Annotated in this window: 10 protein-coding genes and 1 tRNA gene; all 11 read right to left on the reverse strand. The window is 66.7% G+C overall.

Annotation, left to right across the window (positions count from 1 at the left end; genetic code table 11):
• Window positions 1-181 precede the first annotated feature (181 nt).
• Window positions 182-595, reverse strand: coding sequence for a 30S ribosome-binding factor RbfA (gene rbfA / locus CEK66_RS04410; RefSeq protein WP_152236070.1), 414 nt, complete (start codon window positions 593-595; stop codon window positions 182-184).
• A 113-nt stretch (window positions 596-708) separates the two neighbouring features.
• Entirely contained in the window at window positions 709-3,417 is a 2,709-nt protein-coding gene (infB, locus tag CEK66_RS04415) for a translation initiation factor IF-2 (protein ID WP_148828926.1), read from the reverse strand.
• Window positions 3,418-3,512: 95 nt separating this feature from the next.
• Window positions 3,513-5,024: a transcription termination factor NusA gene (nusA, locus tag CEK66_RS04420; RefSeq protein WP_017908136.1), complete on the reverse strand. Its 1,512-nt coding sequence runs from the start codon at window positions 5,022-5,024 to the stop codon at window positions 3,513-3,515.
• Window positions 5,021-5,626 (reverse strand): ribosome maturation factor RimP, encoded by a 606-nt coding sequence (gene rimP, locus CEK66_RS04425; protein ID WP_152236071.1) that lies wholly within the window; start codon window positions 5,624-5,626, stop codon window positions 5,021-5,023. The genes nusA and rimP overlap by 4 nt, the downstream gene beginning before the upstream one ends.
• Window positions 5,627-5,833: 207 nt before the next feature.
• Window positions 5,834-5,910 (reverse strand) — tRNA-Met (locus CEK66_RS04430).
• Between the two features lie 207 nt (window positions 5,911-6,117).
• Window positions 6,118-7,593, reverse strand: coding sequence for an NADH-quinone oxidoreductase subunit NuoN (gene nuoN / locus CEK66_RS04435; protein ID WP_026143462.1), 1,476 nt, complete (start codon window positions 7,591-7,593; stop codon window positions 6,118-6,120).
• A gap of 36 nt (window positions 7,594-7,629) precedes the next feature.
• Window positions 7,630-9,132, reverse strand: a complete 1,503-nt coding sequence (locus tag CEK66_RS04440; protein WP_017908133.1) for an NADH-quinone oxidoreductase subunit M — start codon at window positions 9,130-9,132, stop codon at window positions 7,630-7,632.
• Window positions 9,133-9,152: 20 nt separating this feature from the next.
• A complete protein-coding gene (nuoL, locus tag CEK66_RS04445; RefSeq protein ID WP_017912008.1) occupies window positions 9,153-11,300 on the reverse strand; it encodes an NADH-quinone oxidoreductase subunit L in 2,148 nt (715 codons plus the stop codon).
• Window positions 11,301-11,307: 7 nt separating this feature from the next.
• The gene (gene nuoK, locus CEK66_RS04450; RefSeq protein WP_017908131.1) at window positions 11,308-11,613 is read right to left on the reverse strand and encodes an NADH-quinone oxidoreductase subunit NuoK; all 306 of its coding nucleotides are present in this window, start codon (window positions 11,611-11,613) and stop codon (window positions 11,308-11,310) included.
• The gene (locus CEK66_RS04455; protein ID WP_017908130.1) at window positions 11,610-12,257 is read right to left on the reverse strand and encodes an NADH-quinone oxidoreductase subunit J; all 648 of its coding nucleotides are present in this window, start codon (window positions 12,255-12,257) and stop codon (window positions 11,610-11,612) included. Before CEK66_RS04455 ends, nuoK begins: the two co-directional genes overlap by 4 nt.
• 9 nt (window positions 12,258-12,266) lie before the next feature.
• A complete protein-coding gene (gene nuoI, locus CEK66_RS04460; protein WP_012915532.1) occupies window positions 12,267-12,755 on the reverse strand; it encodes an NADH-quinone oxidoreductase subunit NuoI in 489 nt (162 codons plus the stop codon).
• Window positions 12,756-12,757: the final 2 nt, after the last annotated feature.

Here is a 12,757-nt window from a genome sequence, read left to right on the forward strand (position 1 = left end):
GGGATTGGGGATTCGGGATTGGCGGATCCGACCCCGGCATGGCGCGGGCGAACGGCACGCATGGAACAGCGTGACGCCAGACGGATGAAAGAGCGCCGCGATCGCGACTGCGAAACGGACGCTCGCGTTGGGCGCCCGCACTCGAACACTGGACGCCGACGCCGCGGCGTCGGCAGCGGACTCAGTCCTTGCGCGGCGCCGTCTCGGCGTCGTCGGCGGCAGGGCCGCCGTCGTCCTGCGCCTGCTGCAGTTCCGGCATGTCGCGCAGCAGATTGTCGATGCGCTCGCCGCGATCGACCGAATCGTCGTAGTGGAAATGCAGTTCGGGCACGTGGCGCAGCTTCATCGCCCGCGCCAGCTCGCTGCGCAGTTGCGGCGCCAGCTCCTTCAGGCCCTTGACCGCCTCGGCCGAGCGTTCCTGCATCAACGCGGTGACGAACACCTTGGCATGGGCCAGATCGCGGGTGACCTCGACGTCGGACACGCTGACCGACGGCAGGCCGTGATCGCGCACGGCCGCATGCACGATCGTGCCGAGGTCGCGCCGGATCTGCGCAGACACGCGATCGGTACGGTGAAAGGATTTGGTGGGCATAGCGAAAATCTCTCTGTTCGGAATAAAGAAATCGGGAAGGGTCTGGGACGAGCGACGCACCTGCAGCGCCCCGCTCCTCCCATTCCCCAATCCCGATTCCCGATTCCCGGCTCTTACAGCGTACGCTGCACTTCGATGCGCTCGAAGCACTCGATCTGGTCGCCGGCCTTGACGTCGTTGTAGGCCTTCACGCCGATACCGCACTCGGTGCCGTTTCGCACTTCGTCGACGTTCTCCTTGAAGCGACGCAGCGATTCCAGCTCGCCCTCGAACACCACGGTGTTGTCGCGCAGCACGCGGATCGGCTTGTTGCGCTTGACCACGCCCTCCACGACCATGCAGCCGGCGACGGCGCCGAACTTGGAGCTGCGGAACACGTCGCGCACCTGGGCGATACCGATGATCTCTTCGCGGATCTCCACGCCCAGCAGGCCGGACGCCACCTGCTTCACCTGGTCGATCACGTCGTAGATGATCGAGAAGTACCGCAGGTCGATGCCGTTGGTCTCGATGATGCGCCGCGCCGAGGCGTCGGCACGCACGTTGAAGCCGATCACCGTGGCCTTGGAGGCCAGCGCCGAATTCGCGTCGGACTCGGTGATGCCGCCCACGCCGGAGTGGATCACGTTGATGCGGATCTGCTCGTTGGACAGCGCGGTCAGCGACTGCTTCAGCGCTTCCACCGAACCCTGCACGTCGGCCTTGATCACCAGGTTCAGAGACAGCTGGCCTTCGCCCTTGCCGAGCTGCGACATGATGTCTTCCATGCGGCTGCCCGCCGAGGACACCAGGCGCGACTCGCGGCGCTTGGTCTCGCGCTGCTGCGCCACGTCCTTGGCCAGGCGCTCGTCGTCGACGACCACGAAGTCGTCGCCGGCATCCGGCACGCCGGACAGGCCCAGCACCTGCACCGGGATCGACGGACCCGCCGAATCGGGCTGCTTGCCGGTCTCGTCGAACAGCGCACGCACGCGGCCGTACTGGATGCCGCACACCAGGTAGTCGCCCTTCTTCAGCGCGCCCTGCTGCACCAGCACCGTCGCCACCGGGCCGCGGCCCTTGTCCAGCGAGGACTCGATCACCACGCCGCTGGCGCGGCCTTCGGCCACCGCCCGCAGTTCCAGCACTTCGGCCTGCAGCGAGATCGCGTCCAGCAGCACGTCGATGCCCTGGCCGGTCTTGGCCGAGAGTTCGACGAACTGGGTGTCGCCACCGAATTCTTCGGCGACCACGTCCTGCGCCAGCAGCTCGTTCTTGACCCGCAGCGGATCGGCACCGGACTTGTCGATCTTGTTGACCGCCACGATCAGCGGCACGCCGGCCGCCTTCGCATGCTTGACCGCCTCGACCGTCTGCGGCATCACGCCGTCGTCGGCCGCGACCACCAGCACCACGATGTCGGTGAGCTTGGCGCCGCGCGCGCGCATCGAGGTGAACGCGGCATGGCCCGGGGTATCCAGGAAGCTGATGACGCCACGGTCGGTCTCGACGTGGTAGGCACCGATGTGCTGGGTGATGCCGCCGGCTTCGCCGGAGGCCACCTTGGTGCGGCGGATGTAGTCCAGCAGCGAGGTCTTGCCGTGGTCGACGTGGCCCATGATGGTGACCACCGGCGGCCGCGGCAGCTTCTCGCCCTGCGCGTCCTCGGTGTGCGCCAGCAGCGCGTCCTCGGCGTCGGCACTGCCCGCACGCACCGGCTTGTGGCCGAGTTCCTCGGTGACCAGCGCGGCGGTGTCGTGGTCGATGGTCTGGGTGATGGTGGCCATCACGCCCATCTTGAACAGCGCCTTGACCACGTCGCCGCCCTTCAGCGCGAGCTTCTGCGCCAGGTCGGCCACGGTGATGGTGTCGCCGATCGCCACTTCGCGCACCACCGGTGCGGTCGGACGCTCGAAGCCGTGCGCGCCGCCGCCGCTGCGCGACGGCTCGGCCTGGCGACGGCCGCCGCTGTGGCTGCCACCGCGCGGCTTGCCGCGCACGTTGGAACGGCGCGCGCGGTCGGCCGCGGACAGATGCAGCTGGCCGGCGAAACGGCTGGTGCTGTCGTCGTCCTCGACCCCGGCGACCATCACGTGCGAGCCGCGGGTCTTGTGCTTGTTGGCGGCGTTGTTGCGGTCGTCGCTGCGCGGCGCGGCCGGCTTGGCCGGATGCGCGGCACCGGCCGGACGCGGCGCCATCGGCGGACGCGGCGGACGCGGCGCGGCGGCGGCGTTGCGGTCGGCGGCAGGCGCGGACGGCGCCGCAGCCGGCGGCGCCGACTCGGCGTCCAGCGCGGCCTGGGCCGCGCGCTGCTCGGCCTCGGCACGCTCGCGCGCTTCCTGCTCGGCCTTGCGCTTGCGCTCGATTTCCTCGGCGCGCGCGCGATCCTGCTCGGCGAGCTTCTGCTGTTCGGCCAGATTGCGCTGCTTGGATTCCTCCAGCTTGCGCAGGATCTCGGCGCGCTCGTCGTCCACCCGTCCGCCCGCAGAGGGCGCCGCACGCTCGGCGGCCAGGTCCTCGGCCGACTTCACGTAGGTGCGCTTCTGCCGGACCTCGACGTTGACCGTGGTCTTGCTGCGCCCGGCGCTGACCGTCACTTCCTGCAGCTTGCGCCGGTTCAGGGTGATCTTCTTCGGCGCCGCCTGGGCCTCTTCCTCGACCGGCTTGTCGGTCTTGCCGTGGGTACGGCGCAGGAAGCCCAGCAGCTTCATCTTTTCGGTGCTGGTGACGACCTGATCGGGACCGCTGAACTTCATCCCGGCGTCAGCCAGTTGAACCAGCAGTTTCTCGACCGGCGTGTTCACCAGTTCGGCCAGCTTGCGGATGGTGGTTTGCTGCGACATTCGGATCCTATGATCTGGTTGGCGCCCCCTCGCCGCGTGCGAAGGTAGCGCGGATTCTAAGCCCTGATCGGGTCAGGGCGGCATTCATCGCTGACTCATTCGCCGCGCTCCAGGCGGGCGATCTCCTCGGCGCGGGCGGCCAGGATCAGGGCCGCGGCGCGGTCCTTGTCCAGGTCCTCGATGCCGAACTCGAGGATTTCGTCGGCAGCCAGATCCGACAGGTCCTCGCTGGTACGTACGCCATGGCCGGCCAGCGCGTAGGCGGTGGCTTCGTCCATGCCCGGCAGCGACAGCAGGTCCGCCGCCGGCACACCGTCGTCGTCGCTCTCCTCGGCGGCCAGCGCCTCGTTGAGCAGCGCGTCGCGGGCACGCGCGCGCAATTCCTCGACGATGTCCTCGTCGAAGCCTTCCACCGCCAGCAGCTCGCCGACCGGCACGTAGGCGATTTCCTCGACCGAGTTGAAGCCCTCGGCGACCAGGATCGCGGCGATCTCCTCGTCCACTTCCAGCTTGTCCATGAACAGCTGGCGGGCCACGGCCTGCTCGGCCTCGGACTTGGCCGCGACCTGCTCGGCGGTCATCACGTTGAGCTGCCAGCCGGTCAGGCGGCTGGCCAGGCGCACGTTCTGGCCGCCCTTGCCGATCGCCTGGGCCAGGCGGTCTTCCGCCACCGCCAGGTCCATCGAGTGCTTTTCTTCATCGACGATGATCGACTGCACCTCGGCCGGCGCCATCGCGTTGATGACGAAGTTGGCCGGGTTGTCGTTCCACAGCACGATGTCCACGCGCTCGCCGTTGAGCTCGTTGGACACCGCCTGCACGCGCGAACCGCGCATGCCGATGCAGGCGCCGATCGGATCGGTGCGGGTGTCGTGCGCCAGCACCGCGATCTTGGCGCGATCGCCCGGATCGCGTGCGCAGGCCTTGATCTCGACCAGGCCCTGGCCCACTTCCGGCACTTCCAGCTTGAACAGCTCGATCATGAATTCCGGCGCGGCGCGGCTGATGAACAGCTGCGGGCCACGCGGCTCCGAACGCACTTCGGCCAGGTAGCCGCGCACGCGGTCGCCGGCGCGCAGCACGTCGCGCGGGATGCCCTTGTCCTTGGGGATGAAGGCCTCGGCGTTGCCGCCCAGGTCCACGTAGATGTTGCCGCGCTCGGCACGCTTGACCACGCCGGTGACCAGTTCGCCGACGCGATCCTTCCACGCGTCCACCACCTGCTGCCGCTCGGCCTCGCGCACGCGCTGCACGATCACCTGCTTGGCGGCCTGCGCGGCGATGCGGCCGAAGTCCGGGTTCTCGATCTGCTCTTCGATGTAGTCGCCGACGTCCACGCCCTCGGCCTCGTCGACCGCGTCCATCAGGCGGATCTGCCGGTCGGGCGATTCCATCACCACGTCGTCGGCCACCACTTCCCAACGCCTGAAGGTCTCATAGGTGCCGTCCTTGTGGTCGATGGTGACGCGCGTCAGCACGTCCTGGTCGGGGTAGCGCTTCTTCGCCGCCGACGCCAATGCGGCCTCGATCGCGTCGAAGATCACTTCGCGCGGCACGCCCTTTTCGTTGGCCACCGCGTCGACTACCAGCAACAGTTCCTTGCTCATTCTTTCGCTCCGCGCGCAGCCTCGTCGGCCGCCGGTTCGTTGGATGGTTTCTTATTGGATTTTGCGTTCTTGCCGGCCGGCTTCGGGCCCTTGCCCGGCTTGGTCGGCGCCAGACCCAGCGCCGCCCAGTCGGGCATGATCCGCGCCTTGTCGATGTTGTCGAAGTCCACCGCCAGTTCGGCGCCGTCGACCTCGAAGGTGATGCGGCCGGTAGCGGCGTCGGCCTGCACGATGCGCCCCTGCAGGCGCCGACGGCCCTGCTGCGGCAACTTCAGCACCACCTTGGCCGATTCGCCCACATGGCGGGAAAACTGTTCGGCGCTGAACAACGGCCGGTCCACGCCCGGCGAGGACACTTCCAGCGTGTAGTTGCCGCTGATCGGGTCTTCCACGTCCAGTTGCGCCGAGACCTCGCGGCTGACCCGCTCGCAGTCGTCGATATTGACCACGCGTTCGGGCTGCTTGGCCAGCGGCACGTCGATGTACAGGCGCAGCGTGGCGCCGCCGGGGGCCGGCAGGTATTCCGCGCCCAGCAGTTCCAGGCCCAACGCGTCCACGGTCGGGCCCAGCAGAGTCGCGATTTCGTTTGCCTTGTCGCTCACAGCCTGCCTTGCATCTGAAAAGGTTGAAAAGTCGATTGCGTGCTTTTCCCGGACCCCGGAAACGACAAAGGGCCCTCTGGGCCCCTTGTCCGGTAAAACTCCGGTCACGCTGGATTCCGGTTGCGACGACGGGAACATGCGTCATCGCGAAGCCCAAGCTTCCCTGCCGCAGACAACCGATGCACTGGTTGCCGCTGCAGACAAAGATGGTAGCGGGGGCAGGATTTGAACCTGCGACCTTCGGGTTATGAGCCCGACGAGCTGCCAGACTGCTCCACCCCGCAGCAGAAGCGGAATTATGAAGAATCAGTGCGTCGATTGCAAGCCCTGATTTTCATCTCGATGCGGTAGCGACGCTGCCGTTCGAAGGACGCCATGATAACCGCACACGATGGAAAACGAAACAACAATCGCATCGCCGAATGCAAAAACGCCAACGCCGCCTTGCGGCGGCGTTGGCGGAAAACAGCGGGAAAACCGCCCTTTCGCGATCAGGCCAGGTGCGCGAAGGCGCGCTGGCACCACGCCATCAGCGGGCTCCAGGCCAGGCCGAAGGCCAGCAGGCCCAGCGCGTTGACGCCCAGCGCCACGCCCAGCACGCGGTCGTCGTTGGCCGGCAGCGGCGTGCCGACCGGCTCGTCGAAATACATCACCTTGATCACGCGCAGGTAGTAGAACGCGCCGATCACCGCGCACAGCACCGACAGCACCGCCAGGCCGGTCCACCACAGGTTCTGGTCGGGCACCGCGACGACCGCGCCCAGCACCGCCAGCTTGGCCCAGAAGCCCAGGAACGGCGGCACGCCGGCCAGCGAGGCCATGATGCACAGCACCAGCAGCGCCATCCACGGGTTGCGCGCGTTCAGGCCCTTGAAGTCGTCGATGTTCTCGGCCTCGAAGCCCTTGCGCGACAACGCGATGATCGCGCCGAACGAGGCGGTGGACATCACCGCATAGCAGATCGCGTAGAACAGTGCCGCCGCATAGCCGCGCTCGCCGCCGCCGGCCACGCCCAGCAGCAGGAAGCCGATGTGCGAGACCGTGGAATACGCCAGCATGCGCTTGAGATTGCTCTGCGCCACAGCCATCAGGTTGCCGACCACCAGCGACAGCGCCGCCAGGCCGCCGATCACCCAGTGCCACTGCGCCGCCAGCGGGCCCACGCCCACTTCCAGCAGGCGGTAGGCCATGCCGAACGCGGCCAGCTTGGACGCCGAACTGATGAACAGTGCGATCGGCGCCGGGGCGCCCTGGTAGACGTCCGGCAGCCACATGTGGAACGGCGCGGCGCCGAGCTTGAAGGCGACGCCGGCGATCATGAACACGGTGCCGGTGAGCAGCAGCATGTGCTCGCGGCCGTTGCCGATCGCCTCGTGGATGCCGCTCAGGCTCAGCGTGCCGGTGGCGCCGTAGATCAGCGACATGCCGTACAGCAGTAGGCCGGAGGCCAGCGAACCGAGCACGATGTACTTCATCGCCGCTTCGGTGGCCATGCCGTTGTCGCGGTTGGAAGCGACCAGCGCGTAGGAGCACAGCGCCAGCAGTTCCAGGCCCAGGTAGACCATCAGCAGGCTGCCGGCCGAGACCAGGATCATCATGCCGACCGTGGCGAACAGCACCAGCACCGGGATCTCGCCCTGGTACAGCTTGCGCTCGCGCAGGTAGCTCCAGCCATAGATCAGGGTCAGCGCGCTGAGGCCCACGATCACCGTCTTCATCACGTCGGCGGCGGCATCGCGCACGAACATGCCGTTGAACACCTCGCCCTGCCCGCCCACGCCGGCCAGCAGCATCGCGAACACCGCGACCAGGATCGCCACCGAGACGATGTGGGTCCAGGCCTTGTTGCGCTCGCTGATGAACAGATCGAGCATCAGCAGGAAGAAGGCACCGGCGGTCAGCACCAGCTCGGGCAGCAGGGGCGGCAGGTCGACGGTGGTCAGAGGCAGCAGCGCAGGGGTGGTCATCATCAAATCTCTGGAATCAATACGCTCGACGGCCGCTTACAGCTTGCTGGTGGCGATCTGCGCCGCCAGCTTCGCGATCGAGGGCTCCATCAGGTCGGTCAACGGCTTCGGATACAGGCCCAGGGCGAGCACGCCGAGCGCGAACACGCCCAGCACCAGCGCCTCGCGGCCGTTGATGTCCTTCAGCTCGGCCACGTGCGCATTGGCGACCTCGCCGAAGAACACGCGCTTGTAAAGCCACAGGGTGTAGGCGGCGGTGATCACCAGGGTGGTCGCCGCGCCGAAGGCCAGCAGCGGGTGCGCCTGGAAGCTGGCCATGATGACCATGAACTCGCCGACGAAGCCGCTGGTGCCCGGCAGGCCCGCATTGGCCATGAAGAACAGCATCGCGAAGGTCGCGAACCACGGCATCACGTTGACCACGCCGCCGTAGTCGGCGATGCGGCGGGTGTGCATGCGGTCGTACAGCACGCCGACGCAGGAGAACATCGCGCCGGACACGAAGCCGTGCGAGATCATCTGCACCATCGCGCCCTGCAGGCCCAACCGGGCCGCATCGGTGCTGCCGAAGCCGACCAGGGCGAAGGCGACGAAGGTGCCGAGGGTGACGAAGCCCATGTGCGCGATCGACGAGTAAGCGATCAGCTTCTTCATGTCGTCCTGGACCAGGGCGACCAGGCCGACGTAGATCACCGCGATCAGCGACAGCGCGATCACCAGCCACGCCCACTCGTTGCTGGCATCGGGCAGGATCGGCAGGTTGAAGCGCAGGAAGCCGTAACCGCCGATCTTCAGCGCGATCGCCGCCAGGATCACCGAACCGGCGGTCGGTGCTTCCACGTGCGCGTCCGGCAGCCAGGTGTGCACCGGGAACATCGGCACCTTGACCGCGAAGGCGATCAGGAAGGCGAAGAACAGCCAGGTCTGTTCCTTCGAGGTCAGCGACAGCTGGTACAGGTCGGCGAGCTGGAAGCTGCCGCCCTTCAGGTACAGGTAGATCAACCCGACCAGCATCAACACCGAGCCGAGGAAGGTGTACAGGAAGAACTTGACCGCGGCGTAGATGCGGCGCGGGCCGCCCCAGATGCCGATGATCAGGAACATCGGGATCAGCATCGCCTCGAAGAACACGTAGAACAGCATCGCGTCGGTGGCGGAGAAGATGCCGACGGTGACGCCTTCCAGGATCAGGAACGCGGCCACGTACTGGTTGACGCGCTTGTCGATCGAGGTCCACGCGCCGATCAGCGCCAGCACCGTGACCAGTGTGGTCAGCACGATCAGCGCCACCGCGATGCCGTCGGCGCCGAGGTTGTAGCCGATGTCGTATGCCGGGATCCAGGCATGGGTCTCGACGAACTGCAGCGCGTCGCTGGCGTAGTCGAAACCGGTGAGCAGCGGCAGGCTGAGCGCGAAGGTCAGCAACGCCACCAGCAGCGACGCCCAGCGCGCCGCACGCGCATCACGCAGGGCGAGCACCAGGGCGCCGCCGATGATCGGCAGCCAGATCAGGATGGAGAGTAGAGGCCAGTTCGACACGTGTTCTTATTCCGTACAGGTCAACGCCAGAAATGCATCAGCACGCCCAGCAGGGCAATGAGACCGACGATCATCGCGAAGGCGTAGTGATAGAGGAAACCGGATTGCGTGCGACGCAGCAGATTGGCCGCCAGGTCGATCACGCGTGCGGTGCCGTTGACCATGACGCCGTCCACGACATGCGTATCCACCGCGCGCGACACCTTGCCCAGGCGCACGCCGCCGCCGGCGAAACCGCCGATCCAGAGCTTGTCGAAACCGTACTTGTTCTCGAGGATCCACACCGGCACCGAGAAGGTCTTGCGCGCCTTCGCCGCCAGTTCCGGCTTCCACAGGTACAGGATCCAGGCCAGGGCGAAACCGGCCAGGGTCAGGAAGAACGGCGGCTGGGTCAGGCCGTGCAGGGCGAACGCGACCGGGCCGTGGAACTCCTCGGCCAGCGCGCCGACGGTGTCGCGCGCCGGATCGTAGAAGTCGACGATGCCGGTGAAGAAGCTGACCGCCTGGCCCTTGATCGCCGCCGCGGCATGGTGCCCAGCCCAGTCGGTGCCGAACAGCATCGGGCCGATGGTGAAGAAGCCGATCGCGATCGACGGGATCGCCAGCAGGATCAGCGGCACCGTCACCACCCACGGCGACTCGTGCGGTTCGTGCGCGCCGTGGTGGCCGTGGCCGTGATCGTCGTGTGCGTGATCGTCGTGGGCATGCGCACCGTGGGCGTCGTCATGATGCGCATCGTGGTGCGCATGCGCATCGCGGAAGCGCTCCTGACCATGGAAGGTCAGGAACAGCAGGCGGAAGCTGTAGAAGCTGGTGATCAGCACGCCGCCGAGCACGGCCCAGTAGCCGTAGGTCGCGATCCAGCCATGCGAGGTGTGCGCGTGGTGCTGCGCCGCCTCGATGATGGTGTCCTTGGAGTAGAAGCCGGCGAAGAACGGGGTGCCGACCAGCGCCAGGGTACCGATGACGCTGGTCCAGTAGGTGATCGGCATGTACTTGCGCAGGCCGCCCATCTTGCGCATGTCCTGCTCGTGGTGCATGCCGATGATCACCGAGCCGGCCGCCAGGAACAGCAGCGCCTTGAAGAAGGCGTGGGTCATCAGGTGGAACACCGCGGCCGAGTACGCCGACACGCCCAGCGCCACGGTCATGTAGCCCAGCTGCGACAGCGTCGAGTAGGCGACCACGCGCTTGATGTCGTTCTGCACGATGCCGATCAGGCCGGTGAAGAACGCGGTGGTGGCGCCGACGACCAGCACGAAGTTCAGCGCGGTCTGCGACAGTTCGAACAGCGGCGACATGCGCGCCACCATGAAGATGCCGGCGGTGACCATGGTCGCGGCGTGGATCAGTGCCGAAATCGGGGTCGGGCCTTCCATCGAGTCCGGCAGCCACACGTGCAGCGGCACCTGCGCCGACTTGCCCATGGCGCCGATGAACAGGCACACGCAGATGATGGTGGAGACGTTCCAGGCATGACCCTGGAACAGCTGCACCTGGGCCAGACCGCCGGCGGCATCGCTGCCCAGCACCGCGGTGGCGTTGGCGAACACGCTGGCGTAGTCCAGCGTGCCGAACCACAGCAGCACGCCGGCGATGCCGAGGATGAAACCGAAGTCGCCGACGCGGTTGACCAGGAACGCCTTCATGTTGGCGAACACCGCGGTCGGGCGCTTGAACCAGAAGCCGATCAGCAGGTACGACACCAGGCCCACCGCTTCCCAGCCGAAGAACAGCTGCAGGAAGTTGTTGCTCATCACCAGGCTCAGCATCGAGAAGGTGAACAGCGAGATGTAGCTGAAGAAGCGCTGGTAGCCCGGATCGTCGGCCATGTAGCCGATGGTGTAGATGTGCACCAGCAGCGACACGAAGGTCACCACCACCATCATCATCGCGGTCAGGCGGTCGACCATGAAGCCGACGTGGGCCGAATAGTGGCCGACCTCGAAGAAGGTGTAGAGGTTCTGGTTGAACGGCGAGGCGCCCTGCCCCACCAACTGGTACAGGGTCCAGCACGACAGTGCACAGCTGACCGCGACGCCGAGGATGGTGGCGAACTGCGCGCCCTTGCGGCCGACCTGACGGCCGAACAGGCCGGCGATGATGCTGCCGACCAGCGGGGCCAGCACCACCGCGATCAGCAGACTCTTAGAGAGCGTAATTTCCATCTGCAGGTCAGCCCTTCAGCGAATCGACTTCGGCCACGTTGATCGTGTGGCGGGTACGGAACAGCGTCACCAGGATCGCGAGGCCGATGGCGGCTTCGGCCGCGGCCACGGTCAGGATGAAGAACACGAACAACTGGCCGGCGGCGTCGCCGAGCTCGCGCGAGAAGGCGACGAAGTTGATGTTGACCGACAGCAGCATCAGCTCGATCGACATCAGCAGCACGATGACGTTCTTGCGGTTGAGGAAGATGCCGGCCAGGGCGATGCAGAACAGCACCGCGCCGAGCGCCAGCAGATGGCCTAGGGAGATCATGGCTGGCCCTCCTGCGATGCCGGCGGAGTGTGGAGCGTGGGCTTTTCGGCGGCCATCTTGACCATGCGCAGACGGTCGCCGGCCTTGACCCGCGACTGGTCGCCCGGGTTCTGGGTCTTGATGCCGGTGCGCTTGCGCAGGGTCAGCATCACGGCGGCCACGACCGCCACGGTCAGGATGATCGCGGCGAACTCGAACGGCAGCAGGAACTGGGTGAACAGGGTCTTGGCCAGCCAGGTGATGTTGGAGGTGTCGGCGGCCTGCGCCGCGGCGTTGTCGGCCGGGAACGGCGCCGCGCTGCGCGCCTTCACGCCGATCAGGGTGACCATCTGCACCAGCATCGCCACTGCCACCACCAGGCCCACCGGCAGGTAGCGCACCCAGCCTTCGCGCATGCGGGCGGTGTCGATGTCCAGCATCATCACCACGAACAGGAACAGCACCATCACCGCGCCGACGTAGACCAGCACCAGGGTCACGCCGAGGAACTCGGCGCCCACCAGCAGCCACACGCAGGCGATGGAAAAGAACGTCAGGATCAGGCACAGCACCGCGTACACGGGGTTGCGCACGCTGATCACCGCGCCGGCGGCGACCGCGGCGATGGTGGCGAAGATCCAGAAAGCGATATTGACCCAATCCATTTCGGAACCTCAGCGGAAGGGAGCGTCGGCAGCGCGGCGCTCGGCGATCTCGGCCTCGAGCCGGTCTCCGATCGCCAGCAACTGCGGCTTGGTGACGATGTTCTCGCCGCGCTTTTCGAAGTGGTACTCCAGCACCTGGGTCTCCACGATCGAATCCACCGGGCAGCTTTCCTCGCAGAAGCCGCAGTAGATGCACTTGAACAGGTCGATGTCGTAGCGGGTGGTGCGGCGGGTGCCGTCCTCGCGCTTGGTCGAGTCGATGGTGATCGCCAGCGCCGGGCACACCGCCTCGCACAGCTTGCAGGCGATGCAGCGCTCTTCGCCGTTGGGATAGCGGCGCAGCGCGTGCAGACCGCGGAAGCGCGGCGACTGCGGGAACTTCTCCATCGGGTACAGCACGGTGTACTTGGGACGGAACGTGTACTTCAAGGTCAGCCACAGGCCGCCGAGCAGCTCGAGCAGCAGCAGGCTCTTGAAGTAATGGGTGATTTTATTCATCG

This window comes from Xanthomonas sp. LMG 12460, from assembly GCF_009192895.1.
Taxonomy (GTDB): domain Bacteria; phylum Pseudomonadota; class Gammaproteobacteria; order Xanthomonadales; family Xanthomonadaceae; genus Xanthomonas_A; species Xanthomonas_A sontii.

Coding starts and splice junctions, on each gene's coding strand:
- rbfA (WP_152236070.1), bottom strand. CDS start 595: ATGCCCACCAAATCCTTTCACCGTACCGATCGCGTGTCTGCGCAGATC.
- infB (WP_148828926.1), bottom strand. CDS start 3,417: ATGTCGCAGCAAACCACCATCCGCAAGCTGGCCGAACTGGTGAACACG.
- nusA (WP_017908136.1), bottom strand. CDS start 5,024: ATGAGCAAGGAACTGTTGCTGGTAGTCGACGCGGTGGCCAACGAAAAG.
- nuoN (WP_026143462.1), bottom strand. CDS start 7,593: ATGACCACCCCTGCGCTGCTGCCTCTGACCACCGTCGACCTGCCGCCC.
- nuoL (WP_017912008.1), bottom strand. CDS start 11,300: ATGGAAATTACGCTCTCTAAGAGTCTGCTGATCGCGGTGGTGCTGGCC.
- nuoK (WP_017908131.1), bottom strand. CDS start 11,613: ATGATCTCCCTAGGCCATCTGCTGGCGCTCGGCGCGGTGCTGTTCTGC.
- CEK66_RS04455 (WP_017908130.1), bottom strand. CDS start 12,257: ATGGATTGGGTCAATATCGCTTTCTGGATCTTCGCCACCATCGCCGCG.
- nuoI (WP_012915532.1), bottom strand. CDS start 12,755: ATGAATAAAATCACCCATTACTTCAAGAGCCTGCTGCTGCTCGAGCTG.